This is a genomic window from Marivita sp. (assembly GCF_965656765.1).
In the GTDB taxonomy this organism is placed as follows: domain Bacteria; phylum Pseudomonadota; class Alphaproteobacteria; order Rhodobacterales; family Rhodobacteraceae; genus Marivita.
In genome coordinates, this window is record NZ_CBFHLV010000013.1 from 13,871 (window position 1) to 36,313 (window position 22,443).

The following is a 22,443-nucleotide window of genomic DNA, read 5'->3' on the forward strand; positions in this document are numbered from 1 at the left end:
TGCCCCAGACCCCGAGATATTTTTGAATCAGAGAAGACGGGAATACGCGCAAATGCTGACGCCACCGCTTGCATGGTCTCATTTGCCCTTTTTCGCTGACGACTTTCCCACTATTCGTGCGGCCCTTGCCGATGAAGCGCGCCGCGTTTTGCCTCCTTCAGATCAGATTTTTGCAGCCCTTGAATCATGTGCGCCGGATCAAGTTCGCGTCGTCATTCTTGGCCAAGACCCTTATCCAACACCTGGTCACGCGCATGGCTTTGCATTTTCCGTAGAGCATGACGTTCGTCCTTTACCGCGCTCTTTGGGCAATATTTTTAAAGAGATGGATGCTGATCTTGGCAGCACACCTCCGACTGGAGACCTGCGATTTTGGGCGGATCAGGGCGTTCTGCTATTGAACGATGTATTGACCGTTCCGGCTGGAGAGGCGCGCGGCCATCGCCGGCTGGGTTGGCAAAAGCTTGTGCCTCAGGTCTTGGATGCGCTGTCGGACCGGCCCCGTGCTTTTGTGCTTTGGGGCAATGACGCGCGTAGCCATGCCCCGCGGCTTGAGGGGAACGGGCATCTGGTTGTGCAAAGCGCCCATCCCTCACCTCTATCCGCGCGGCGTGGGTTTTTCGGCTCGCGCCCCTTTTCGACGGTGAATGCGTGGCTTAAAGAGCAAGGGCATGCCCCGATCAATTGGACAAGCCCATGAGTGCAACCATTCTTGACAAGATCAAAGCTTATAAGCTTGAGGAAGTGGCCGCTGACAAAGCGCGCGTGCCATTGGCTGATGTTGAGGCGGCAGCGCATGCCGCAGATCCAATCCGCCCGTTTGGCTCCGCCCTTCGGACAGCACAAACCGGCGGATATGGCTTGATTGCCGAGGTCAAAAAAGCGTCGCCTTCCAAGGGATTGATCCGCGCCGATTTCGAGCCGGCCAGTTTGGCACAGGCTTATGAGGCGGGCGGCGCGACCTGTTTGTCGGTGTTGACGGACACGCCGAGCTTTCAGGGAGACAAGTCGTATCTGGTGGCGGCACGGCAGGCGACATCTCTGCCCGCGCTGCGCAAGGATTTTATGTACGACACCTACCAAATCGCAGAGGCGCGCAGCCTGAATGCCGATTGTATTCTGATCATCATGGCAAGCGTTTCAGACGCACAGGCCGCCGAATTGGAAGACGCCGCTTTTGCGTGGGGCATGGATGCACTGATCGAGGTGCACGACCGCGAAGAGTTGGACCGGGCACTTGAATTGAAGTCACCATTGATTGGCGTAAACAATCGCAATCTCAAGACGTTTGAAACAACTCTTGAGACAACACGTGAACTTTCCAACCATGTCCCGAAGGATCGAATGCTCATCTCCGAATCTGGGCTTTTCACGCCAAAAGACCTTGCTGAAATGGCCAGTTTTGGCGCACGCAGTTTCCTGATTGGCGAAAGCCTGATGCGGCAGGCCGACGTGACCGCGGCCACCAGTGCGCTATTGGCCGATCCGGTGGCGGCATGAGCGGGCTGTCCCATTTCGACGCCAAAGGCGACGCGCATATGGTGGATGTGTCCGACAAGGCCGTCACGTCGCGTATCGCCGTGGCCGAGGGCCACATCAAGATGGCACAAGAGACATTTGATATTATCACCGAAGGTCGCGCCAAAAAAGGTGACGTGATCGGTGTAGCGCGGCTTGCTGGCATCATGGGCGCCAAAAAGACACCCGAATTGATCCCGCTCTGTCATCCGCTGCCAGTGACAAAGGTTGCTGTCGAGTTAACACCTGAACCCGATCTGCCCGGCCTGCGGATCGAGGCGACAGTCAAGACAACGGGCCAGACGGGCGTCGAGATGGAGGCATTGACAGCTGTGTCGACAGCCGCCCTCACCGTCTACGACATGGCCAAGGCGGTTGATAAGTCGATGGAGATCACCGGCATCCGCGTCATGCTGAAAGATGGCGGGAAATCAGGGCGGTACGAGGCGGAATGATCTCGGTCTCAGAGGCGCTCGATCAGCTCTTTACCCTTGCGCGTCCGCTCGGGCTGGAAACCGTGCCGCTCTTGCAGGCGCATGGGCTGGTATTGGCCCGAGATGTTGCCGCGACACGCAACCAACCGCCGTTCGATGGGTCTGCGATGGATGGGTACGCGGTGACCCACGTTGCACCTGGCCTACGGTTGCATGTGATCGGTGAAGCCGCGGCCGGACATAGATTTGACCAAACGGTAAAAAATGGAGAAGCGGTTCGGATTTTCACCGGGGCGCCAATCCCCGATGGAGCGAAAGCCGTTGTTATTCAAGAGGATGTCATCCGCGACGGTGATTGGATCACTATCGGAGACACCCCAGAGGCCAATACTCATATTCGCACGGCTGGTGGCGATTTTCGTGTTGGGGATACTGTCAGTGCCGGCCGCGTGATCGGGCCCAATGACATTGCGCTGATTGCATCAATGAACATTGGCGACGTGCCTGTTTCGCGACGCCCGATCGTTGCGCTGATTTCGACTGGGGACGAACTGGTCATGCCGGGCGAGACCCCCGGCCCCGACCAGATCATCGCGTCGAACACAATGGGCCTGCACGCGCTGATGCGCGATTTGGGGGCAGAGCCACGTTTGTTGCCGATTGCGCGCGACAATGAAGCGTCATTGCGCACTGCGTTTGATCTGGCGCGCGGAGCCGATCTGATCGTGACGATTGGCGGTGCGTCAGTTGGGGACCATGATGTTGTGGCAAATCTGGCGCCGCAGCTTGGATTTGAACAAAGTTTTTACAAAGTCGCCATGCGCCCCGGCAAGCCGTTGATGGCAGGGCGTTTTGGCAAGGCGATGATGATTGGCCTGCCGGGCAATCCCGTGTCGGCGATGGTCTGCGGGCATGTCTTTGTCGCCCCTGTTGTCCGCGCGATGCTGGGGCTGCCTGCAACGCCCGCGCCGCGCAAAACGGCCCCCTTGGCACAGGACCTGCCAGCCAATGGACCCCGCGAACATTACATGCGTGCCCGGTTCAAGGGCGGTGATCTCGTGGCATTCGGTTCACAGGATAGCTCATTGCTGAGCATTCTGGGCGAAGCCGACGCACTGATTGTTCGACCTCCCAAAGATGGCCCGCGCCCGGCTGGTGACATCGTAGAGTACATGCCCATTCGTTGAATATTCGCTGGCGATCACTGATTCTTGACACAAAACAAGAACAACAGTAGAACAAACGGTGAGGATCATGCGAGCGGAGGCATAAAATGCTGACCAAGAAACAACTCGACCTGCTGGACTTCATCAGCAAACGCGTGGCACGGGATGGTGTGCCGCCAAGCTTTGACGAAATGAAAGAGGCATTGGATCTGCGGTCCAAATCAGGAATTCACCGCCTGATCACTGCCTTGGAGGAACGTGGGTTCATTCGGCGCTTGGCCCATCGGGCGCGCGCGATTGAGATCGTGAAACTGCCCGACACCTTGGCCGCCAAGCAACCCGGTTTTACCCCGCAGGTGATAGATGGCGATTTGCCTGATATGCCAGCGCCCGCCAATGCAATGCCAATTGAAACAGTTGATGCACTGGATCTCCCCTTGATGGGGCGCATCGCGGCAGGTGTTCCGATTGAATCAATCAATGATGTGCCACCTACCATTGCGGTTCCGGGTGCCATGTTATCTGGTAGTGGCAAGCACTATGCGCTTGAAGTCAAAGGCGATTCGATGATCGAAGCCGGGATCAATGACGGCGATGTCGTGGTGATCCGAGAGACTGCTTCGGCTGACAATGGAGATATCGTTGTGGCACAGGTCGAAGGATATGAAGCAACGCTCAAGCGCTACAAGCGTAAGGGCGAGAGCATCATACTGGAAGCCGCTAACCCGGCCTATGAACCGCGCATCCTGCCTGTCGGAGCGGTCAAGGTGCAGGGTCGTCTGGTCGGTTTGATCCGCACTTACTGAGCCGTACGGACGGATTTGTTGTTCCAAAGGCGCGCGCCGGACCGGTCGCGCGCCTTTTCTATGTGCCAAGTTCCAGTTTCTCCCTGCGTGACAGCCAAGCTCCCCCAACCTTTGAGAGCAGCAGCATCAAGCACTGTGCAGTTTTCAGCATTCAGGCTGTCTGGCAATTCTGTATCTGCGATGACAAGCGCGCCTTTGGTGCAACCCTCAAAAGCGGCAGCGTTCCGTTTGCCGTGGATGTGGCGAATTGGGCTAGGATTGGCGTCCCACAATGCAGCGGCTGAGGGTTGATCCAAACCCTGCCCGTCGTTTTCAAGCCAGACCCCTGCGACAAATCCAGACCCTTTGGCACGCGAAACGGCCCGCCCCTGATCGGTCATTACGCCGACTAAGACACCGCCTTCGGCCACGAGAATAGACGGACGTTCGGCCATGGACCACAGCACCACTGCGATCAAAACTGGCGCAAGGCCAAGCCATCGGAGTGCGCCCTGCCATAGTACAATAAAGAGACATCCAAGCGCGATAAGCGGAAGAACGACCGGGGCTGGCGTCATCACGGGGCGCACCGCAGCTGACCAGTCGGCCATGGATTGCGCGACCACCAAAATCCAATCAAGCCCAAAGCCCATAAGTGTCAGTCCTACGGCTTCTAAGCCGAAGGGCATAAGCAGGATGCCCAACACGGCTGCTGGGATGACCAGAAGGCCCATCAACGGCACTGTGGCAAGGTTCGCGATCAGGCCGAATTGGGCGATTTGGTTGAAGTGCGCCATGGCAAAGGGCGCGGTGGCGGCCCCGGCGACAGCGGAAGAAAGAACCACGGAAGCCACCCCGCGCAAGATGCGATAGCGCGGCAGATCATGGGGGCTGTCGCGTAGGGCACTGAAGATTGCGACCAAGGCAGTGGTGGCAGCAAAGGACATCTGGAAACCCGGCCCCATCAGTGCCTCGGGTCGCAACACCAACACAATCAGGGCGGCTAATGCGACGGCGCGCAACGATATCGCACGACGGTCGACCATGACCGCCATCAACATCACCGCCACCATGACAAAGGCGCGTTCGGTGGCAACGTTTCCCCCTGACAGAGCAAGGTAAATGGCCGCGACGATCAACGCGCTACCGGCGGCTATTTTCTTGATTGGCCAGCGCAGACCGACCGGGGTGAGCAACAGACCAAGGCGTAGACTGGCAAAGACAAACGCGCTGACCAGCCCCATATGCAGGCCAGAAATTGCGAGCAGATGCGCAAGGTTCGTATCGCGCAAGGCTTGCAAAATGGGCTGCGGGATAGCACTTCGGTCACCGGTGATGATCGCGGTCGCAAAGGCTCCAGTATCGCCGGGCAGCGCGGCTTGAACGCGGGCCGAGATCGCCATGCGGGTTTGAAAAACAAAGCGATCATGCCCCGCCTTTTCCCACAGAACCAGCGGCACACGTGTATAGCCAACGGCGCCCAGGCGCAGGAACCATGCGTGGCGGCGGAAATCGAATCCTCCAGGTTCTACCGCGCCACCCGGCGGGCCTAGATGGGCGGTGGTCATGATGGTCATGCCCGGCTTTGGCGTCAGACTTCGAGTTTTGATGTGTAGTGATAGTCGCACGCGGGTCGGCGTTTCGTGTAATGGCACATTGGTGAGCCATACGCGATCCAACGTGATGCGCAGCGCGTCAGAGGCCGAGCGGTCAATGGCGACGACCCTGCCCGTCACGGGACCGTAATAGCGCCAGTCGATCACTGGTCCGGCCACCAAATGTGCCCGTGTCCCGGCAAGGGCCAGCCCCAGGGCCACCATCGCCACAGCACAGATCAGCGGTGCAAAGGCGGAGATGCTGCGCAAGTGCCAAAAGAGCAGCAAAAGACCCATCCCAGCGCAGCCTGCCAACGCGTCCCACGCGGGTTCAGACCGCAGCATGAAATAGATGCCAATGCCGATCCCTAGGAACACCGGCACAAATGGAAAAAGTGTTCCGCGCTGTGCCAAGAACATGTTCGGGACCACCGACCAGACCCGCGCCATACTTGCCCCCGTGGATGGTGCTGGTTAAGAGAGCCCTAAGTTACTCCCTAGACAGTTATCGAAAGGTAAATGCGCCCAATGTCCGGCCAGATCGTCACCCGTTTCGCCCCCTCACCTACCGGCTACCTGCATATCGGCGGGGCGCGCACGGCGCTGTTCAATTGGCTTTATGCGCGAGGCCGTGGCGGGAAATTCTTGCTCCGGATCGAAGACACAGACCGCGCACGGTCCACCCCAGAAGCGACAGCGGCGATTCTCAAGGGAATGGAATGGCTGGGTCTTGACCATGACGGCGAGGTGGTAAGCCAAGCGGCTGGAGCGGACCGCCATGCCGAAGTGGCGCATGAGCTTTTGGCCAAAGGCGCTGCATATAAGTGCTTTTCGACCCAAGAAGAGATTGAGACATTTCGTGAGGCCGCCCGCTCCGAGGGGAAATCAACCCTGTTCCAGAGCCCGTGGCGCGATGCTGCGCCAAGCACACATCCTGACACCCCGTTCGTTGTCCGCCTCCGAACGGCGCAAGAGGGCACCACGGTGATCCATGATGAGGTGCAGGGCAAAGTGACCATCCGCAACGATCAGTTGGATGACATGGTTCTGTTACGCTCGGACGGCACACCGGTGTATATGCTGGCTGTTGTAGTCGATGACCATGATATGGGCGTGACCCATGTGATCCGGGGGGATGACCACCTCAACAATGCCGCGCGGCAGATGGGCATCTACACCGCCATGGGCTGGGATGTGCCGGTCTGGGCGCATATTCCGCTGATCCATGGGCCTGATGGCAAGAAACTGTCGAAACGCCATGGGGCGCTGGGAGTCGATGAATACCAGGTTATGGGATATCCGGCGGCGGGCATGCGGAATTACCTTGCACGACTGGGGTGGAGCCACGGTGATGACGAATTCTTTACCGATGAACAGGCAAAAGAGTGGTTTGACCTGAACGGCATTGGCAAGTCACCGGCGCGGTTCGATTTCAAGAAACTCGACAATCTGAGCGGTCAGCACATTGCCGTGGCAGAGGATGCTGCACTGCTGCATGAATTACAGGCATATCTGAGTGCGGCTGGACACTCTGCCCTTACGGAAACGCAAGCTGACGGGATGGGCCGTGCGATGTATTGCCTCAAGGAGCGCGCGCGCACCTTCCCAGAACTCATTGAAAAGGGACAATTTGTTATGGCAAGCCGCCCAATTGACCCGGATGAGAAAGCGGCCAAACACCTGGATGCGGTATCCCGTGGTATACTGAAATCGTTGACGCCGCACTTGCAAAATGCTAGCTGGACGCGCGACGAGCTTGAAGCCGTCACATCCCAATTTGCGGAAGAGCAAGGGACCAAATTCGGCAAACTGGCGGGCCCGATGCGGGCAGCGCTTGCAGGCCGGGCCGTGACGCCGAGTGTGTTCGATATGATGCTGGTTCTGGGGCGCGATGAAACCGTTGCCCGCCTGACAGAAGCAGCCGCCGCAGGAAACGACTGACGCCATTCCGGTGTCGCCTCCTAAGGCTTGCAATAGCTGGCTCTGGACCTTCGTTCAGGGCGTTGAGACGAAGGGACCACGAATGTCTGACACCTCTAAGAACGCGACATTGACCATTGGTGACAATACCTATGATTTGCCGATCTACACGCCCACTGCCGGGCCTGACGTGATCGACATTCGCAAACTCTATGCCCAGGCGGGCGTGTTCACTTACGACCCCGGTTTTACGTCGACCGCCGCCTGCGACAGCACCATCACCTTTATCGATGGTGACAAGGGCGAATTGTTGCACCGTGGATATCCGATCGATCAGCTCGCGGAAAAATCGCATTACCTGGAAGTGTGTTTCCTTCTGCTCTACGGCTACCTGCCCGAGGCAGCAGAGCTTGAGCGTTTCGAAAGAACGATCACACAGCACACGATGATCCACGAACAGATGCATAACTTCTTCCGCGGCTTCCGCCGCGACGCGCATCCGATGGCGATCATGGTGGGCGCGGTTGGCGCGATGGCGGCCTTCTACCACGACAGCACCGACATCACCAATGAGCGCGAGCGCGAGATCGCAACACATCGCTTGATCGCCAAGGTGCCAACTATTGCGGCGATGGCCTATAAGTATTCGGTCGGGCAGCCCTTCGTCTATCCGCGTAACGATCTCGATTACGCAGCGAACTTCCTGCACATGTGCTTTGCTGTCCCAGCCGAAGAATACCAGGTTGATCCGATCCTTGCGCGCGCGATGGACCGTATTTTTACCCTACATGCCGATCACGAACAGAACGCGTCAACATCGACCGTACGTTTGGCATCTTCGTCAGGTGCCAACCCGTTCGCTTGTATTGCCGCCGGTATCGCCTGCCTCTGGGGCCCGGCGCATGGTGGTGCGAACCAGGCGTGCCTCGAGATGCTCAAGGAGATCGGCACACCCGATCGCATTCCAGAATACATCGCCCGCGCCAAGGACAAGAATGATCCGTTCCGCCTTATGGGCTTTGGTCATCGCGTGTATAAAAACTTTGACCCCCGCGCGACCGTGATGAAACAGTCCGCAGACGAAGTGCTGGACCTGCTGGGCGTTGAAAATAATCCGATCCTTGCGACCGCTAAGGAACTGGAAAAGGCTGCTCTTGCCGATCCCTATTTCGCGGAAAAAAAGCTGTTCCCGAACGTGGATTTCTATTCCGGCATCATTCTTGAAGCCATGGGTTTTCCGACATCCATGTTCACACCCATCTTTGCATTGAGCCGGACCGTTGGCTGGATTTCCCAGTGGAAAGAACAGCTGGCTGATCCGCAGATGAAAATTGGTCGCCCTCGCCAGCTGTATCAGGGTGATACAGCGCGAGATTACGTCGATATCGAGAAACGCTAAGACTCAAGGAAAGGTCGCCTTCGGGCGGCCTTTTTACATATGGCTCAATTGGTGACAAAACGGTTGGTGTTGCGGAAGGCCCGGGTCGAGGATCTCGATGATCTGCATGCCGTATACAGCGACCCGCAGGTGATGCGGTATTGGTCAACACCGCCACATGACGACGTCGCCCAAACACGCCGAAACCTAACCCGATTAATCGCGTCGTCAGACCCGGTGGTGACCTACTTTGTAATCGAATGTGGTGGGCGTGCTGTCGGCTGTGCAGGCGTGCATATGGGCGATGAGATTGGGTTTCTGTTGCGTTCTGATCACTGGCAACAAGGGCTGATGTCCGAAGCACTTGGCGCGCTGATCCCTTATTTCTTTGAAGACCTGCGATATCTGCAATTGACGGCAGATGCCGATCCTATGAACGCAGCCTCTGTCGCCACATTGCGCGCTGCCGGTTTTGTACAGACCGGCGAAGCAAAGAACACCTATTGTGTCGATGGGGTGTGGACCGATAGCGTCTACTTCACGCTTAAGCCGGACACCCGCGCAGCCTAGGTCAGCGTCCTTCGTACTGCGCCGGACGCTTTTCGAGAAACGCAACCACGCCTTCTTTGAAATCACGTGTTTTACCGCATTGACCCTGAAGTTTGGCCTCAAGTGCCAATTGATCTTCGAGGTCATTATCAAACGACCCACGAATGGATTGTTTCACGCGCTGGTAAGCCGCAGTTGGCCCTTTGGCGAGATGCATCGCACGGGATTTCCAATGATCCGCAAAGCTGGCATCTGACACGGCTTCCCAGATCATTCCCCAATCATCGGCTTGTCGAGCTGTGATCTTGTCTGCGAACAAAGCCGCGCCCATTGCCTTGGCCAGCCCCATCTGGCGTGGCAGGTAATATGTGCCGCCCGCGTCCGGGATCAGTCCGATCCGCGTGAAAGCCTGCAGAAAGAACGCGGATTCGGTTGCGATGACCACGTCCGCTGCCAACGCGAGGTTGGCCCCTGCCCCCGCAGCGGCGCCGTTTACCGCGGTGATGGTCGGCACCGGGCAATCATAAATTGCACGCAGCATCGGCACGTATTCGTCACGCAGCGTGCGTTCGAGATCGAGGTTCGCCGCGTTGGCCCGATCGCCCAAGTCCTGACCCGAACAGAACGACCTGCCCGCACCAGTCAGCACCACAACACGCGCCGATTTCCCGCCCTCGAGCACGGCATCCGTGATTTCGGCCCGCATCTGTGTGTTGAGCGCGTTCATCACGTCTGGACGGTTCAAGGTGACCGTTGCGATGTCGTCAGTGATGTCAAAGGTGATGGTGTCGTAGTTCATGCGCCGGGCACTCCTGAAAGATGTTGGCCTCATCAAACACGGGATACACCGGTTTGGCAAAGGTCAACGCGGCGTCACTGACACCTACGCTCAGCTATCTTTCAGAATTTCCTTTAGTCGCGCCTCTTCATCGGCGGAAAGCCCGGCTTCGGTTGGGGTTGTCGCAGTGGACCGACCGCGAACATAGGCAACACCCACGCCCAAAGCGAGCAGGAAAAGCGCCGGGCCTGACAGCCACAGGATCATGTTCCAGCCATCAGTGCGCGGCTTAAGCAGAACAAACTCACCGTAGCGGGCAACAAGGTAATCCAAGACTTCTTCGTTGCTATCACCCTCGACCAAGCGTTCGCGCACCACAAGCCGTAACTCACGTGCAAGGTCTGCGTTGGATTCGTCGATGCTTTCGTTCTGGCATACGACGCAACGAAGGCCTTTGGACAATTCACGCGCACGATCCTCAAGCACTGGATCGTCAAGCACCTCGTCAGGCTGAACCGCATAGGCCGGCATCGCGAGTGGTGCTGCCAAAAATAGGCACAGGACCAGGGCCAATAGCTTGGAGCTGCGCCAGAGAGTCCGGAAGGCATTCATTCTGCTGGAACCCCCTGATGTGGGGCCGCCTGCCGACGCGCGCCTGCCGCAACGCGGTAGCGACGATCTGACAAGGACAACAGCCCACCCAGCGCCATGAGAATTGCACCACCCCAAATCCAGTTCGCCAGCGGTTTGATATATGTGCGCATCACCCAGCCGCCGTTGTCCTGTTCATCACCAATCACAACGTAGATGTCGCGCAGAAACCGGTAATCGATGGCGGCCTCGGTTGTTGGCATTTGCGCCACTGGATAGTTTCGCTTTTCCGGATTCAGAAGGGCAATCTGTTCACCATCCTGCCGGACAATCACATCGCCCATGGTCGAAAAGTAGTTCGGACCACGCACCTGATTGACAGCCGCCAGTTCAAGTTCGAAATTACCCACTTGGAACGGCTCATCAATCTGTGCGACGCGGATGTCTTCCTCTTGCCACGCCATCAGACCCGCGATGCCGACCATTGTTATACCAAAGCCGATATGCGCCGTCGCCTTACCCCAATCGGAACGCGGCAGGCGGAACAATCGTGACAGGTCGCGCGATTTGCCAGTGCGGTTGATAAGATCAACAACCGCGCCAGAAATGACCCAGACGGCAAGGAAAACACCAACCGGCCCCAACAGGCTTTTCCCTGTTTGCATCGTCCAGAAAAGACCAAGCAGAAGCACACCCAGAATAAACGCCGGAAGCAACTGCTTGAGCGAACGGCCTACCTTGGCCCGCTTCCAGCTTAGCATCGATCCCAAGGGCAGAAGCAGACCAAGCACCACCATGAAAGGTGTAAACGCCATATTGAAGAACGGCGCGCCAACGCTGAGTTTGGTGTCAAAGAACATCTCGGCCACGACTGGCCAGAGGGTGCCCACGAAGACTACGAAACAGCTAACTGCTAGGATGACATTGTTTGCAACCAGCGCGCTTTCGCGACTGGCAACACCAAAGACGCCCTTGGCTTCCATTGTGCTGGCGCGTGCCGCAAACAAGGTCAGTGCCCCACCGGTGAAGAATACCATGATCATCAAGATGAACACGCCCCGTTCGGGATCATTGGCGAACGCATGAACCGAGGTCAAAAGACCAGAGCGGACAATGAACGTTCCAATGAGTGAGAAGCCGAAGGCGAGGATGGCCAACAGGATAGTCCAACTTTTCAAAGCCTCGCGTTTTTCAACCACGATCGCCGAGTGCAGCAACGCAGCTGCCAGCAACCACGGCATAAACGACGCGTTCTCGACCGGGTCCCAGAACCAGAAGCCGCCCCAGCCAAGCTCATAGTAGGCCCACCAAGACCCAAGCGCGATACCAATGGTCAGAAAGACCCAAGCAGCGAGGGTCCAAGGACGCACCCAACGACCCCATGCAGCATCGACGCGGCCTTCAATCAGGGCGGCGACCGCAAAGCTGAAGCAGATGCTCAGGCCCACGTAACCGAGATAGAGGAAAGGTGGATGGAACGCCAAGCCGGGATCTTGCAAGAGCGGGTTGAGATCCTGCCCGTCAAAGGGCGGCACTGCAAGGCGCAGGAACGGGTTAGATGTAAAGATGATAAAGGCGAAAAAAGCAACAGCAACAGCTGATTGCACCGCCAAAACGCGTGCACGCAAGGTGGGCGGAAGGCCTTTACCAAACCATGCGGCCATCGCGCCGAACAGGGTAAGGATTAGCACCCAAAGGAGCATCGAACCCTCGTGGTTTCCCCAGACACCACTAATCTTGTAGAGCATCGGTTTGGCCGAATGGCTGTTGAGCCACACCAACCTGAGCGAGAAATCAGAGGTCACAAAAGCATAAGTGAGTGCTGCAAAGGCAAATGCCGTCAGCAGGAATTGCACCGTTGCCGCCGGCTCAGCGACTGCCATCCACCCAGGCCATCGTTTATGCGCGCCCACCAGTGGGACAATGGATTGCACGATCGCGACGAGAAACGCGAGGATGAGGGCGAAGTGACCGAGTTCTGTAACCATGTGCCAGAGTATAGGCGCAGCGCGCGCCGCGGCCAATCCGTTTCGGCCTTTCGCGCGGTTCACATTGTCGCAACCATTCGGGTTAACTGCCGCGCCGCAGCCTTTGCCAGTCCTCCAAAGCAGCATTGTTGAACTGGCTGGGTGTGCCCTTTGCATTCGCCGGAGCATCGGGCACTTGCGAAATCTCCGGCGGCGCAGGCGACATTCGAGACACGATATCGCGTTGAAATTCCTGCCCTTTTGCCTGATGCCGCGCGCCGAAATAAAAACTTACGATCGCGCCCAGCAACCACCACAAAGGTTCGGACACCAACGCGATGCCAGCCATACGCGCGGAAAACCAGACCGGATCCACCATTGCTGCTATGAAAAGCCCCAAAGTCCCCAGCGCCATTGCCGGGCGCGGCACCCGGTTGAGCGCATCCATCAGCCGGTCGAACCAGCCACGCTGGGGTGCGTAGAATTCAGCTGCGAACTGGTTCAGTGACGCATCGAATTGATCATGGTTGCGCTTTGCATCGGCCTCTGCGTTGGGCCGAAACACCTCGACTGTGTCTTTGAGCACGTTGCGCCCTGATCCGAAGACCAAGGAAAACACCTGTTCAATCAACCCCATGCTGCAATCCTTTGCTGAAATGCCTCAGCCGATAGGTGATATCGCCCAGCGATGAAGGCTTCGGCGCGGGTGATCCAGCCGCCTTTGCCACCCTTGCGCGTCTTCGCGTATTTGCGGCTAGCTGGGCGTCGGTCGGCCAGATCGAAATAATAATTGCGCCGTTCAATCCCGTAGGCATCGACGAGGTGGTCGGGGGCCAGGGCATGCGCCCGGGCCGTGGCCGCGATAGTCTTTGGGCCGATCACACCGTCTACAGCCACAACAAATCCCATTTTGGACAAAAGCCGTTGCAGGATCTTAACTGCATTGGCCCCCGCATTCACATACATGTCGAAGACCGTAGGCTGTAATGGCACTGGCAGCTCCATGATACGCGGTTGCGTAAAATAGTGTTCGATGAAAATTGCAATTGCCTGATCCCGGCTCAAACGCCTGACATCGGCAGTCGTCACTTGCCCATCCCCGGTCAAATCAAGCCCAAGAAGCCGCATCGTATGGATCGTAACACCGTGTTTAGTGGACCCGCCTGGATCGTCGGGATCGTTCACGTATCCACCTTCACGTGCCACAATCTCTTGCGCAATGGTGCGCACATCTTGCGTTTGCGAATTCATTTGCGCACCCCGATTGCTCTATCCGGCAAAGATTGCAAAGCTATGGTTAACGAAGTCACAAGACGGCGCGCGCAGCATCATGAATACATCACAACCCACTGACATTGATCATAAAACAGCCGAGGGTATCATCCGGCACCTAGACTTGACCCCTCATCCCGAAGGCGGTCACTACCGGCAAACATGGATTGCCGATGAAGATGGCCGCCCGTCGGGCACCTGCATTTATTTCCTTCTGGCAGACGGCGAAAGCAGCCATTGGCACAAGGTCGATGCAACCGAGATCTGGCATTATTACGCGGGTTCGCCACTCATTCTGTCGCTGTCAACATCGGATGCCGGACCCGCGTACGACCATGTTCTGGGGCCGAACCTGTTTGCCGGTCAGACACCGCAGATCATCGTCCCGGTGAACCATTGGCAAGCTGCGCACAGCACCGGCGGCTGGACATTGGTCGGCTGCACCGTCAGTCCGGCTTTTCAGTTTGAAGGCTTCACCCTTGCCCCGCCGGGGTTTGACATTCCACGTGCTGGTTGACATGGGCTTAGCATGATCGACCTGCCCTATCTCACACCTCTATCACCCGACCAGCAACGCGCCTTTGGCGTTCCCGATCCATGGCCGATGGCCATCGCAGACCGGGTACGCTTTGCCGAGCTTGATCCGCTCAACCACGTCAACAACGTGGCCTACCTGATCTGGTTCGAAAGCGCGCGAGTGGCGTATTTCAAGCATGTCGGTATCTCGACCTATGAGGACAACGCGGTCGAGCCGCGAATTGTCATCCGCCGGGGCGAGATCGACTGGCTGCAAGAAATGCGAGCCGATGAGGATTATGTCATCCTGTCAAAGGCGGTCGCTTACCGTAATACCAGTTTCACCATGCATCAAGAGATCTGGGCGGGAGGCACCAAGCGGGCCGCCTTCACCTGTGTGATCGTGCTTTTACAACCAGATGGCAGCGGTCGCATGCCAATTTCTGCGCACATTCTTGATTATTTCCATGATGTTGACAGCGTGGCAAGGCGCATCGACACGCCTTGATAGCTCGCATAAGCTCGCGCTTTACCAATTCGTTTCCAAACCGCGTTAGAATGGTTTTTGAAAACCTTCCCGCGCTTACGAATATCGCTTCACATATCCCAAAAGCGCTTGGGTGCTTACGTCTTTATCCTCAGCATGTGCATCGCCACTAACCAACGGCCCTAGGGACGTCGCCAGTTCTTTGCCTAGCTCGACACCCCATTGGTCAAACGAATTGATCCCGAGGATCACGCCCTCAACGAACACCCGGTGCTCGTATAGTGCAATGATCTGGCCCAGCACCTCTGGCGTCAGCTTCGGCATCATAAGCGTGGTCGACGGACGGTTGCCCGGGAAGACCCGATGCCGCGCTTGGCGCTCCAATTCATCACCGGTCAACCCTTTCGCGGCCATGATCCTGCGTGCCTCGTCAAGTGACCGCCCGCGCATAAGCGCTTCGGATTGGGCCAAACAATTGGCGATGAGCAACTCATGATGATGACGCAAGTCAGGCTCGTGCCCTTCTGCCGCAACCATGAATTCACAAGGGATCACCCGCGTTCCCTGATGGATCAACTGGTAGAAGGCATGTTGACCATTGGTGCCCGGTTCACCCCATACCACTGGTCCGGAGTTGACTGACAAGTTCGATCCATCCATTGCCACGGACTTGCCGTTGCTCTCCATCTCAAGCTGCTGGAGATACGCTGGCAGCCGCGACAGGCGGTTATCATACGGCAGCACCGCGCGGGTGGCATGGCCTAAACCCTGATTGTGCCAGATGCCGACCAGCGCCAATAGCACGGGCATGTTCTCGTGTAGGGCGGCGGATCGAAAATGCCTGTCCATTGCTTGACCGCCTCGGAGGAACGCCTTGAACCCGTTCGGTCCGATGGCGATCATCAACGATAGGCCAATCGGCCCCCACATCGAATAACGCCCACCCACCCAGTCCTCGAACCCAAGCACACGTTCTGAGGGGATACCCCACTCTGCCGCAGCTTCGGCGTTGGAGGACAAGGCGATAAAGCGGCCATTGGTGCTGACGCCGTGATCCTGCAACCATGCGCGCGCAGTACGGGCGTTCGTCATCGTTTCGATCGTGGTAAAGGTTTTAGAGGCGACGATGAACAACGTCTTTTCCGGATCGCAGCTCCGCAGCGTGTCCGCAATATCAGCCGCATCCACGTTCGAAACGAAATGGCAGCGCGGACCATCACAATACGGTGACAGCGCCAGATAGGCCATTGCGGGCCCGAGGTCTGATCCGCCAATGCCAATATTCACCACATCGGTAAAGCCGGCATTACGGACCTCAAGGGCAACCGCCTCCATACGCGCAAGGGCGTCCAAGACACCGGGCATGACGTTTTGCCCATCCACCACAATCGCTTCGCCATCAAGGTTCCGCACAGCAGTGTGCAGGACAGCGCGCCCCTCAGTGTCGTTGATCTTTGCACCCGCGAACATAGCATCGCGGCGCACCTCAACATCGGCAGCTTTGGCCAAGTCGATCAGAACATCGCGCGTGCGCGCGTCGATTTGGGTTTTCGAATAGTCAAAAAGCAGGTCCAACGCCGCCACACTAAATGCATCAGCACGGTTCGGGTCGTCTTCCAACAGCCCGAGAATAGAACGATCCCTGCCCGCCTCAGCGGCGTTTTTTAAAAGGTCCCACATTGTTCTTACTCCGCCCAATGAACTGTTGCACCATCCAGAACGGCATTGATCGGCGCGTCTTCGGGCATCTTGCCTTTGGCTGCTTCAAGCGCATCGCGTTTGTCTTGGCCAAAGATCAGCACATGTTTGCGCAGCGCGTCGTTCAACACCCGCGCGCTTAGCGTGATCCGTGGCTCAGGTGCGCCGGGCGCGCGCATCGGAACAAGGATCGGCGCATGTGGATCAAGCGCTTTGTCCAATTGATCCGCACCCGGAAAGATCGACGCGGTGTGCATATCAGTGCCCATGCCCAAAAGAACCACGGCCAAGGGCAGTTCGTCGGCAATCTGCGATTCCAATTCGCCCAACACGTCTTCTGGTTCATGTGCCGGAACATACAGCGGCAACAATCGCGCGGCAGATGCGCGTTCAACAAGCAGACGTTCGCGGATCAGCCGCGTGTTAGAGCGGTCGCTGTCTTCGGGCACCCAACGTTCATCAGTAAGCATCACGTCAACCCGGCTCCAGTCCAGATTGGCAGCACACAAATCGTCGAACACCGGCCCCGGCGACGTTCCGCCGGGTACTGCCAGCACGACGCGGTCCTCGTGGGTCAGGATGGTGCGCAGATCACCCGCCAGTTTGTTGGCCAGATCCATCGCAAGCATTTCGCGGTCAGGATAGGTTTGTAGGTCATATGTCATGGTTTCACCTCGCGCCATTTGCGACCGTCACGGTGCATCAGCATCAGCGAATCCTCGGGGCCAGAGCTGCCCGGGTCATATAGTTTGGGCACGTCATTGCGCGCTTGCCAGCCTTCGATCAAGGGATCGGTCCACGCCCATGCCGCCTCGACCTCGTCACCGCGCATAAACAATGTCTGGTTGCCCCGGATCACGTCCATGATCAGGCGCTCATAAGCGTCCGGCGCTTCTTCGGCATCCGGGCCCAGCGCTTCGGCAAAGCTCATATCCAGCGGCACATCCATCAGACGCATTCCCCCCGGACCGGGTTCCTTGATTGTCACATCGAGAGTCATGCCTTCATTCGGCTGCAAACGGATCGCCAGCACGTTGCGGTGACGTCCTGCATCAGCCCCAAAGATCGAATGCGGCGCGTCTTTGAACACCACTGCGATTTCCGAAGTCCGCGCTTTGAGCCGCTTACCGGTGCGCAGATAAAACGGCGTGCCCGCCCAGCGCCAATTCGAGATATGACACTTCATGGCGATAAAGCTTTCCGTGCGCGATTTCGGGTCTTCCACATCCTCGCGATAGCTTGGACCGTTGGCATCTGTATCATATTGACCACGCACAATGTGATGCCAGTCCACAGGCTCAAGCGCTCGAATAACCTTTAGCTTTTCGTCACGCACCGAATCCGGCTCGAACTTTGCTGGCGGTTCCATCGCAATGAGGCACAACAACTGCATGAGGTGGTTCTGCACCATGTCCCGCATCGCGCCAGACTTGTCGTAGTAGCCACCACGGCCACCAACACCCACAGTTTCGGCGACAGTGATCTGGATGTGATCGACATATTGCGCATTCCACAATGGTTCGAACAACATATTGCCGAACCGAACCGCCATCAGATTTTGCACCGTTTCCTTACCAAGATAATGGTCGATCCGGTAAATTTGAGTTTCGTCAAAATGCTGCGCCAGTGTGGCGTTCAGGGCTTTCGCGGTCTCGAGATCATGGCCAAATGGTTTTTCAACAACTATCCGGCTGTCGGGCGTGGCCAAGCCAAATCGGTGCAGCCGCTCTGCCAAATCGCCAAAAAGCGATGGGCCGACAGAAAAGTAGAACGCCCGCACGCGGCCTTCGCGCATCTTACCGTTAAGTTCGACCCATCCACCATCGCCCTTGGCATCGGTTGTCACGTAAGACACAACATCCAGAAACGCCTCAAGCGTGCCAGCTTCGCAATGTCCATCCGTCCCGAACTCGGCAACCGCGTCAGAAACCATTGCCCGATATTCGGCATCATCCATTTCGGATCGAGCCGCGCCAATGATCTGTGACCCTTCGGGCATCTGACCCGCGCAAAAGCGTCGGAACAAGCCTGGAAGGATCTTGCGTCGGGCCAAATCGCCCGTGCCGCCAAAGATCACAAGGTCAAAGGGATCAACGGGAATAACGCGAGACACCATGGCGCTGTCCTTCCGATTCTGCTTCGTTATGCGTCTTGTTAGCGCTAACGAGATAGATGTAAACTAATTTCGCAACGAATAGCTGCAGTCTAACATCCCGATGTTCGGCTGCAATCGCCTTGCAAAAAGAACAGGCAAAGCCCCGCCCGCCCCTATCAACATGCTTGATCCTCCGACACCTGCGTGTCACCACCGCGCCTAACAAGGAGTCTTGGATGGCACCCCGTAAAATTATCATCGATACCGATCCTGGTCAGGACGACGCGGTTGCGATCCTATTGGCCCTCGCATCGCCAGACGATCTTGATGTTCTGGGCATTACCGCAGTGGCGGGCAACGTTCCTTTGCCGCTTACAGAAAAGAACGCACGCATCATTTGTGAACTGGCGGGCAAACCCGAGACCCGCGTCTTTGCCGGATGCGACACGCCGATTGCCCGAAAACTCGTCACTGCTGAACATGTCCACGGCAAAACCGGGCTTGATGGACCAACCCTGCCCGAACCGGCTATGCCGCTTCAGGATCAACACGCCGTCGATTTCATCATCGACACCTTGCGAAATGAACCTGCGAAGTCGGTTACCCTTTGTCCGCTTGGGCCACTCACCAATATCGCAGTGGCGTTGCAACGTGCGCCTGACATTGCCGAGCGTATTCAGGAAATCGTTCTAATGGGCGGCGCGTATTTCGAGGTTGGCAACATCACCCCTGCTGCAGAGTTCAACATTTACGTCGATCCCGAGGCCGCCAAAGTGGTCTTTGAATGCGGCGCGCCCATCACTGTCATGCCGCTTGATGTCACACACAAGGCGCTGGTCACCTCCAACCGCAATGCTGCATTCCGCACTTTGGGCACGCCGGTTGGAATCGCCGTCGCCGACATGACCGATTTTTTCGAACGCTTCGACAAGGAAAAATACGGCAGCGCCGGTGCACCGTTACATGATCCTTGCGTCACAGCATACCTAATCAAGCCAGACCTGTTCACTGGGCGGCACATCAATGTCGAGATCGAAACCGGGTCCGACCTGACATTGGGCATGACTGTTGCCGATTGGTGGGGTGTCACCAACCGGCCGGCCAATGCGACTTTCATGGGCGACATCGACGCCGACGGTTTCTTTGCGCTTCTCACCGAAAGACTGGCCCGGTTATGAGATCTTTGCACTTGGCCACGCCCGAGGATTTGCCAAAGCTCCTGCCGTTGGTGGCATCGTTCCACGAACACCAGGGGTTCGGCACATCGCCCGACCATCAACACGACGCCATTCTGCCTCTGCTTGAGGGCTGCCCGCACGGCGCAATTTGGCTTATCGGCCCACGACGCGCACCGGTCGGATATGTCGTTGTGTCCTTCGGCTGGTCAGTCGAGTACGGCGGCATGGACGCCATTGTGGATGAATTGTTCGTCCGTAACGCCGTGCGCAAGCGCGGCATGGGGTCGGAAGCGCTAAACGGTCTTGCCAAGGCGCTACGCGACGGCGGTATCCGTGCCCTGCACCTCGAAGCCAATCAAAGCGATGAAACTTTGAAGCGGTTTTACCAACGCGCCAAGTTCGTCACCCGCGAAGGCTATGCGTATATGTCCCGAGAGTTATGATTTTTTTACGTCCTGTCAGCCGATGGATGACACAACGATGATCATCAACAACGAGTATAGCATGATGCCACCGCCAATGAGCCACACGGGATAATTGCGTCCAACACTGGCCTTTGCCAACTCCTTGGCCTGATAGATCAGGTCGGGCCACGTGTAGCTGACGAAATCACCTTGGGTGAAAATCACTTGGATGCGGCCTTCTTCATCGACCACGGGCAAACGACGGAATCGTTCGTTCGACATGATGCGCAGCCAATCGACGACATCGTCGGTTTCCCGTGCAAGACGTGGGTCTTTGGTCATGATATCGGCCAATGTGGTGGTCTGCGGGTCTTTGTTCGCTGCCACCAGCTTTTTCATCACATCGCGTTCGGTGGCGATGCCTATGACCTTTTGATCGTCGTCGACGATGACGACTGACCCGAAATTCTTTGCACTCATCTCGGCCACCGCTTCCGACACTTTGGCGGTCGGCGGAAAACACAAGGGTTTCGGCTTGGACGAAAACTCGGGACGATCTTTGAGCGACATTCCGTATGTATCTGATGCAGCCATGCGGGATTACTCCTTTGTTATCCTCACAAATGACCCTAGCGCCGATCTGACAAAGACAACCCACTGGTGGTGAGGCGCGCGCGGCCCTATATGCTTGGCATGACATTGCAAATACCATTCGACAACAGCTACGCTACCCTGCCCGACAGCTTTTACGCACGGGTCAGCCCCGAGCCAGTCAAGGCCCCCTCCCTCATTGCGATCAACACACCACTTGCCCGTGAATTGGGTATCGACGGGTTGGATGATCCGGACGTGGCGGAGGTGTTTGCAGGAAACACAGTGCCCCAAGGCGCGTCACCTTTGGCGCAGCTATATGCAGGGCACCAGTTCGGTCAATACAATCCTCAGCTTGGCGATGGCCGTGCGGTGCTTTTGGGCGAAACCGTCGGGGCCGATGGCATCCGCCGCGATATCCAACTCAAAGGATCAGGCCGCACACCGTTTTCCCGTATGGGCGATGGGCGCGCGTGGTTGGGTCCAGTGCTTCGCGAATACGTGGTCAGCGAAGCAATGCACGCGCTTGGCGTACCCACAACCCGTGCCTTGGCCGCTGCCCGCACCGGCGAACGGGTTGTCCGTGAACAACCCCTGCCGGGTGCAGTCTTGACCCGCGTGGCGCAAAGTCATCTTCGTGTCGGTACGTTTCAGGTATTTTCCGCCCGTGGCGACACCAAAGCCTTGCAGACGCTGTTCGACTACGCGGTCGCGCGCCATTATCCCGACGCCGCCGATCCCGCCAGTTTCCTAAATGCCGTGATGCGCAAGCAAGCCGCGCTGATAGCCCATTGGATGAGCTTTGGCTTCATCCACGGTGTGATGAACACCGACAATTGCAGCATCTCCGGCGAAACCATCGACTATGGTCCCTGCGCATTTATGGACAGCTATCACCCGGAAACCGTCTATTCCTCGATCGACCGCTACGGGCGCTACAGCTACGCTGCCCAAGCCGACATCATCGTGTGGAACATGGCACAACTTGCCACCGCATTGCTGTCGCTGATGCCAGACCCCGAAGCGTCCGTCGAACCCTTCACAGCACAAATCCACACCATGCCAGACATGATCCGCGCCGAATGGCTTACTCGGTTTGCCGCCAAGATCGGTATCGCCAACCCTACGCCCGACGACGCACGGCTTGTCACCGATCTTTTGACCCTGATGCAGGTATCGGATGCCGATTTCACCAACACGTTCCGGGGTCTTGTCGACGACACCGCCCGCGATCAGTTCGACGACCCCACCGGCTTTGACCAATGGAGCGAAGGCTGGAAAGCACGAATCGACAGCGAAGACGGCTCGCAAGCCGTGATGAGTACGGCGAACCCCGTCCTGATCCCACGCAACCATCGTATCGAAGAAATGATCCAAGCCGCCGTTTTAGGGGATGATAGCCTCTTTCACCGGCTGAACAGCGCCTACTCCGCGCCGTTCACGCCCAACCCAGCGCTTGCTGACCTGCAACATCCACCGCGTCCGAACGAGGTGGTACAGGCCACCTTCTGCGGCACCTGA

Annotated in this window: 23 protein-coding genes; 13 read left to right on the forward strand and 10 right to left on the reverse strand. The window is 57.4% G+C overall.

Going from position 1 to position 22,443, the window contains the following annotated elements; translation table 11 throughout:
* The first annotated feature begins 52 nt into the window (after window positions 1-52).
* From ACTG4M_RS05860 to lexA, 5 genes are all read left to right on the forward strand, one after another.
* On the forward strand, window positions 53-700 hold the full coding sequence (locus ACTG4M_RS05860; RefSeq protein ID WP_439122705.1) for a uracil-DNA glycosylase: 648 nt from the start codon (window positions 53-55) through the stop codon (window positions 698-700).
* On the forward strand, window positions 697-1,500 hold the full coding sequence (gene trpC, locus ACTG4M_RS05865; RefSeq protein WP_439122706.1) for an indole-3-glycerol phosphate synthase TrpC: 804 nt from the start codon (window positions 697-699) through the stop codon (window positions 1,498-1,500). Before ACTG4M_RS05860 ends, trpC begins: the two co-directional genes overlap by 4 nt.
* On the forward strand, window positions 1,497-1,973 hold the full coding sequence (gene moaC, locus ACTG4M_RS05870; protein ID WP_439122707.1) for a cyclic pyranopterin monophosphate synthase MoaC: 477 nt from the start codon (window positions 1,497-1,499) through the stop codon (window positions 1,971-1,973). The genes trpC and moaC overlap by 4 nt, the downstream gene beginning before the upstream one ends.
* Complete coding sequence (locus ACTG4M_RS05875) at window positions 1,970-3,139, forward strand: molybdopterin molybdotransferase MoeA (RefSeq protein WP_439122708.1); 1,170 nt, start codon at window positions 1,970-1,972, stop codon at window positions 3,137-3,139. The genes moaC and ACTG4M_RS05875 overlap by 4 nt, the downstream gene beginning before the upstream one ends.
* Window positions 3,140-3,225: 86 nt before the next feature.
* Window positions 3,226-3,924, forward strand: a complete 699-nt coding sequence (lexA, locus tag ACTG4M_RS05880) for a transcriptional repressor LexA (protein WP_439122709.1) — start codon at window positions 3,226-3,228, stop codon at window positions 3,922-3,924.
* Here the strand turns inward: lexA and ACTG4M_RS05885 are convergent.
* Entirely contained in the window at window positions 3,918-5,948 is a 2,031-nt protein-coding gene (locus ACTG4M_RS05885) for a ComEC/Rec2 family competence protein (protein ID WP_439122710.1), read from the reverse strand. The genes lexA and ACTG4M_RS05885 overlap by 7 nt on opposite strands.
* 78 nt (window positions 5,949-6,026) lie before the next feature.
* Between ACTG4M_RS05885 and gltX the strand changes: the two genes are divergently transcribed.
* From gltX to ACTG4M_RS05900, 3 genes are all read left to right on the forward strand, one after another.
* Complete coding sequence (gene gltX, locus ACTG4M_RS05890) at window positions 6,027-7,439, forward strand: glutamate--tRNA ligase (RefSeq protein WP_439122711.1); 1,413 nt, start codon at window positions 6,027-6,029, stop codon at window positions 7,437-7,439.
* Window positions 7,440-7,521: 82 nt separating this feature from the next.
* The gene (locus ACTG4M_RS05895) at window positions 7,522-8,817 is read left to right on the forward strand and encodes a citrate synthase (RefSeq protein WP_439122712.1); all 1,296 of its coding nucleotides are present in this window, start codon (window positions 7,522-7,524) and stop codon (window positions 8,815-8,817) included.
* 51 nt (window positions 8,818-8,868) lie between these two features.
* The gene (locus ACTG4M_RS05900; RefSeq protein ID WP_439122713.1) at window positions 8,869-9,366 is read left to right on the forward strand and encodes a GNAT family N-acetyltransferase; all 498 of its coding nucleotides are present in this window, start codon (window positions 8,869-8,871) and stop codon (window positions 9,364-9,366) included.
* Between the two features lies 1 nt (window position 9,367).
* Here ACTG4M_RS05900 and ACTG4M_RS05905 read toward each other — a convergent pair whose 3' ends face one another.
* From ACTG4M_RS05905 to ACTG4M_RS05925, 5 genes are all read right to left on the reverse strand, one after another.
* A complete protein-coding gene (locus tag ACTG4M_RS05905; RefSeq protein WP_439122714.1) occupies window positions 9,368-10,144 on the reverse strand; it encodes an enoyl-CoA hydratase-related protein in 777 nt (258 codons plus the stop codon).
* A gap of 90 nt (window positions 10,145-10,234) precedes the next feature.
* Window positions 10,235-10,735, reverse strand: a complete 501-nt coding sequence (locus ACTG4M_RS05910) for a cytochrome c-type biogenesis protein (RefSeq protein ID WP_439122715.1) — start codon at window positions 10,733-10,735, stop codon at window positions 10,235-10,237.
* Window positions 10,732-12,702: a heme lyase CcmF/NrfE family subunit gene (locus ACTG4M_RS05915; protein WP_439122716.1), complete on the reverse strand. Its 1,971-nt coding sequence runs from the start codon at window positions 12,700-12,702 to the stop codon at window positions 10,732-10,734. Before ACTG4M_RS05915 ends, ACTG4M_RS05910 begins: the two co-directional genes overlap by 4 nt.
* A gap of 82 nt (window positions 12,703-12,784) precedes the next feature.
* Window positions 12,785-13,318: a holin family protein gene (locus ACTG4M_RS05920; RefSeq protein WP_439122717.1), complete on the reverse strand. Its 534-nt coding sequence runs from the start codon at window positions 13,316-13,318 to the stop codon at window positions 12,785-12,787.
* Window positions 13,309-13,932: a holin-associated N-acetylmuramidase gene (locus ACTG4M_RS05925; protein WP_439122718.1), complete on the reverse strand. Its 624-nt coding sequence runs from the start codon at window positions 13,930-13,932 to the stop codon at window positions 13,309-13,311. Before ACTG4M_RS05925 ends, ACTG4M_RS05920 begins: the two co-directional genes overlap by 10 nt.
* 79 nt (window positions 13,933-14,011) lie before the next feature.
* On the opposite strand from ACTG4M_RS05925, the gene ACTG4M_RS05930 reads away from it, so the two are divergent.
* Together ACTG4M_RS05930 and ACTG4M_RS05935 are read left to right on the forward strand one after the other, a co-directional pair.
* Complete coding sequence (locus ACTG4M_RS05930) at window positions 14,012-14,470, forward strand: cupin domain-containing protein (protein WP_439122719.1); 459 nt, start codon at window positions 14,012-14,014, stop codon at window positions 14,468-14,470.
* 12 nt (window positions 14,471-14,482) lie between these two features.
* On the forward strand, window positions 14,483-14,977 hold the full coding sequence (locus tag ACTG4M_RS05935) for an acyl-CoA thioesterase (RefSeq protein WP_439122720.1): 495 nt from the start codon (window positions 14,483-14,485) through the stop codon (window positions 14,975-14,977).
* Between the two features lie 75 nt (window positions 14,978-15,052).
* Here the strand turns inward: ACTG4M_RS05935 and pgi are convergent, their stop codons facing one another.
* From pgi to zwf, 3 genes are read right to left on the reverse strand one after another with little or no spacing between them, the layout of a single operon-like run.
* On the reverse strand, window positions 15,053-16,636 hold the full coding sequence (gene pgi / locus ACTG4M_RS05940) for a glucose-6-phosphate isomerase (protein ID WP_439122721.1): 1,584 nt from the start codon (window positions 16,634-16,636) through the stop codon (window positions 15,053-15,055).
* 5 nt (window positions 16,637-16,641) lie between these two features.
* Window positions 16,642-17,319, reverse strand: a complete 678-nt coding sequence (gene pgl / locus ACTG4M_RS05945; RefSeq protein WP_439122722.1) for a 6-phosphogluconolactonase — start codon at window positions 17,317-17,319, stop codon at window positions 16,642-16,644.
* Complete coding sequence (gene zwf / locus ACTG4M_RS05950; RefSeq protein ID WP_439122723.1) at window positions 17,316-18,770, reverse strand: glucose-6-phosphate dehydrogenase; 1,455 nt, start codon at window positions 18,768-18,770, stop codon at window positions 17,316-17,318. Before zwf ends, pgl begins: the two co-directional genes overlap by 4 nt.
* 215 nt (window positions 18,771-18,985) lie before the next feature.
* Here zwf and ACTG4M_RS05955 point away from each other — a divergent pair, with 215 nt between their 5' ends.
* Both ACTG4M_RS05955 and ACTG4M_RS05960 read left to right on the forward strand, forming a co-directional pair.
* Window positions 18,986-19,927 carry a nucleoside hydrolase gene (locus ACTG4M_RS05955; protein ID WP_439122724.1) on the forward strand — a complete coding sequence of 314 codons (942 nt, stop codon included), beginning with the start codon at window positions 18,986-18,988 and terminating at the stop codon, window positions 19,925-19,927.
* Window positions 19,924-20,370 (forward strand): GNAT family N-acetyltransferase, encoded by a 447-nt coding sequence (locus tag ACTG4M_RS05960; protein WP_439122725.1) that lies wholly within the window; start codon window positions 19,924-19,926, stop codon window positions 20,368-20,370. The genes ACTG4M_RS05955 and ACTG4M_RS05960 overlap by 4 nt, the downstream gene beginning before the upstream one ends.
* Window positions 20,371-20,385: 15 nt before the next feature.
* Here the strand turns inward: ACTG4M_RS05960 and ACTG4M_RS05965 are convergent, their stop codons facing one another.
* Window positions 20,386-20,925 carry a CBS domain-containing protein gene (locus ACTG4M_RS05965; RefSeq protein ID WP_439122726.1) on the reverse strand — a complete coding sequence of 180 codons (540 nt, stop codon included), beginning with the start codon at window positions 20,923-20,925 and terminating at the stop codon, window positions 20,386-20,388.
* Window positions 20,926-21,024: 99 nt separating this feature from the next.
* Between ACTG4M_RS05965 and ACTG4M_RS05970 the strand changes: the two genes are divergently transcribed.
* On the forward strand, window positions 21,025-22,443 hold the full coding sequence (locus ACTG4M_RS05970) for a protein adenylyltransferase SelO (RefSeq protein WP_439122727.1): 1,419 nt from the start codon (window positions 21,025-21,027) through the stop codon (window positions 22,441-22,443).

What these genes read in the sequence shown, in the direction of transcription:
- ACTG4M_RS05860 (WP_439122705.1), top strand. Translation starts at nt 53, where the DNA reads ATGCTGACGCCACCGCTTGCATGGTCTCATTTGCCCTTTTTCGCTGAC.
- trpC (WP_439122706.1), top strand. Translation starts at nt 697, where the DNA reads ATGAGTGCAACCATTCTTGACAAGATCAAAGCTTATAAGCTTGAGGAA.
- moaC (WP_439122707.1), top strand. Translation starts at nt 1,497, where the DNA reads ATGAGCGGGCTGTCCCATTTCGACGCCAAAGGCGACGCGCATATGGTG.
- ACTG4M_RS05875 (WP_439122708.1), top strand. Translation starts at nt 1,970, where the DNA reads ATGATCTCGGTCTCAGAGGCGCTCGATCAGCTCTTTACCCTTGCGCGT.
- lexA (WP_439122709.1), top strand. Translation starts at nt 3,226, where the DNA reads ATGCTGACCAAGAAACAACTCGACCTGCTGGACTTCATCAGCAAACGC.
- ACTG4M_RS05885 (WP_439122710.1), bottom strand. Translation starts at nt 5,948, where the DNA reads ATGGCGCGGGTCTGGTCGGTGGTCCCGAACATGTTCTTGGCACAGCGC.
- gltX (WP_439122711.1), top strand. Translation starts at nt 6,027, where the DNA reads ATGTCCGGCCAGATCGTCACCCGTTTCGCCCCCTCACCTACCGGCTAC.
- ACTG4M_RS05895 (WP_439122712.1), top strand. Translation starts at nt 7,522, where the DNA reads ATGTCTGACACCTCTAAGAACGCGACATTGACCATTGGTGACAATACC.
- ACTG4M_RS05905 (WP_439122714.1), bottom strand. Translation starts at nt 10,144, where the DNA reads ATGAACTACGACACCATCACCTTTGACATCACTGACGACATCGCAACG.
- ACTG4M_RS05910 (WP_439122715.1), bottom strand. Translation starts at nt 10,735, where the DNA reads ATGAATGCCTTCCGGACTCTCTGGCGCAGCTCCAAGCTATTGGCCCTG.
- ACTG4M_RS05915 (WP_439122716.1), bottom strand. Translation starts at nt 12,702, where the DNA reads ATGGTTACAGAACTCGGTCACTTCGCCCTCATCCTCGCGTTTCTCGTC.
- ACTG4M_RS05920 (WP_439122717.1), bottom strand. Translation starts at nt 13,318, where the DNA reads ATGGGGTTGATTGAACAGGTGTTTTCCTTGGTCTTCGGATCAGGGCGC.
- ACTG4M_RS05925 (WP_439122718.1), bottom strand. Translation starts at nt 13,932, where the DNA reads ATGAATTCGCAAACGCAAGATGTGCGCACCATTGCGCAAGAGATTGTG.
- ACTG4M_RS05930 (WP_439122719.1), top strand. Translation starts at nt 14,012, where the DNA reads ATGAATACATCACAACCCACTGACATTGATCATAAAACAGCCGAGGGT.
- ACTG4M_RS05935 (WP_439122720.1), top strand. Translation starts at nt 14,483, where the DNA reads ATGATCGACCTGCCCTATCTCACACCTCTATCACCCGACCAGCAACGC.
- pgi (WP_439122721.1), bottom strand. Translation starts at nt 16,636, where the DNA reads ATGTGGGACCTTTTAAAAAACGCCGCTGAGGCGGGCAGGGATCGTTCT.
- pgl (WP_439122722.1), bottom strand. Translation starts at nt 17,319, where the DNA reads ATGACATATGACCTACAAACCTATCCTGACCGCGAAATGCTTGCGATG.
- zwf (WP_439122723.1), bottom strand. Translation starts at nt 18,770, where the DNA reads ATGGTGTCTCGCGTTATTCCCGTTGATCCCTTTGACCTTGTGATCTTT.
- ACTG4M_RS05955 (WP_439122724.1), top strand. Translation starts at nt 18,986, where the DNA reads ATGGCACCCCGTAAAATTATCATCGATACCGATCCTGGTCAGGACGAC.
- ACTG4M_RS05960 (WP_439122725.1), top strand. Translation starts at nt 19,924, where the DNA reads ATGAGATCTTTGCACTTGGCCACGCCCGAGGATTTGCCAAAGCTCCTG.
- ACTG4M_RS05965 (WP_439122726.1), bottom strand. Translation starts at nt 20,925, where the DNA reads ATGGCTGCATCAGATACATACGGAATGTCGCTCAAAGATCGTCCCGAG.
- ACTG4M_RS05970 (WP_439122727.1), top strand. Translation starts at nt 21,025, where the DNA reads ATGACATTGCAAATACCATTCGACAACAGCTACGCTACCCTGCCCGAC.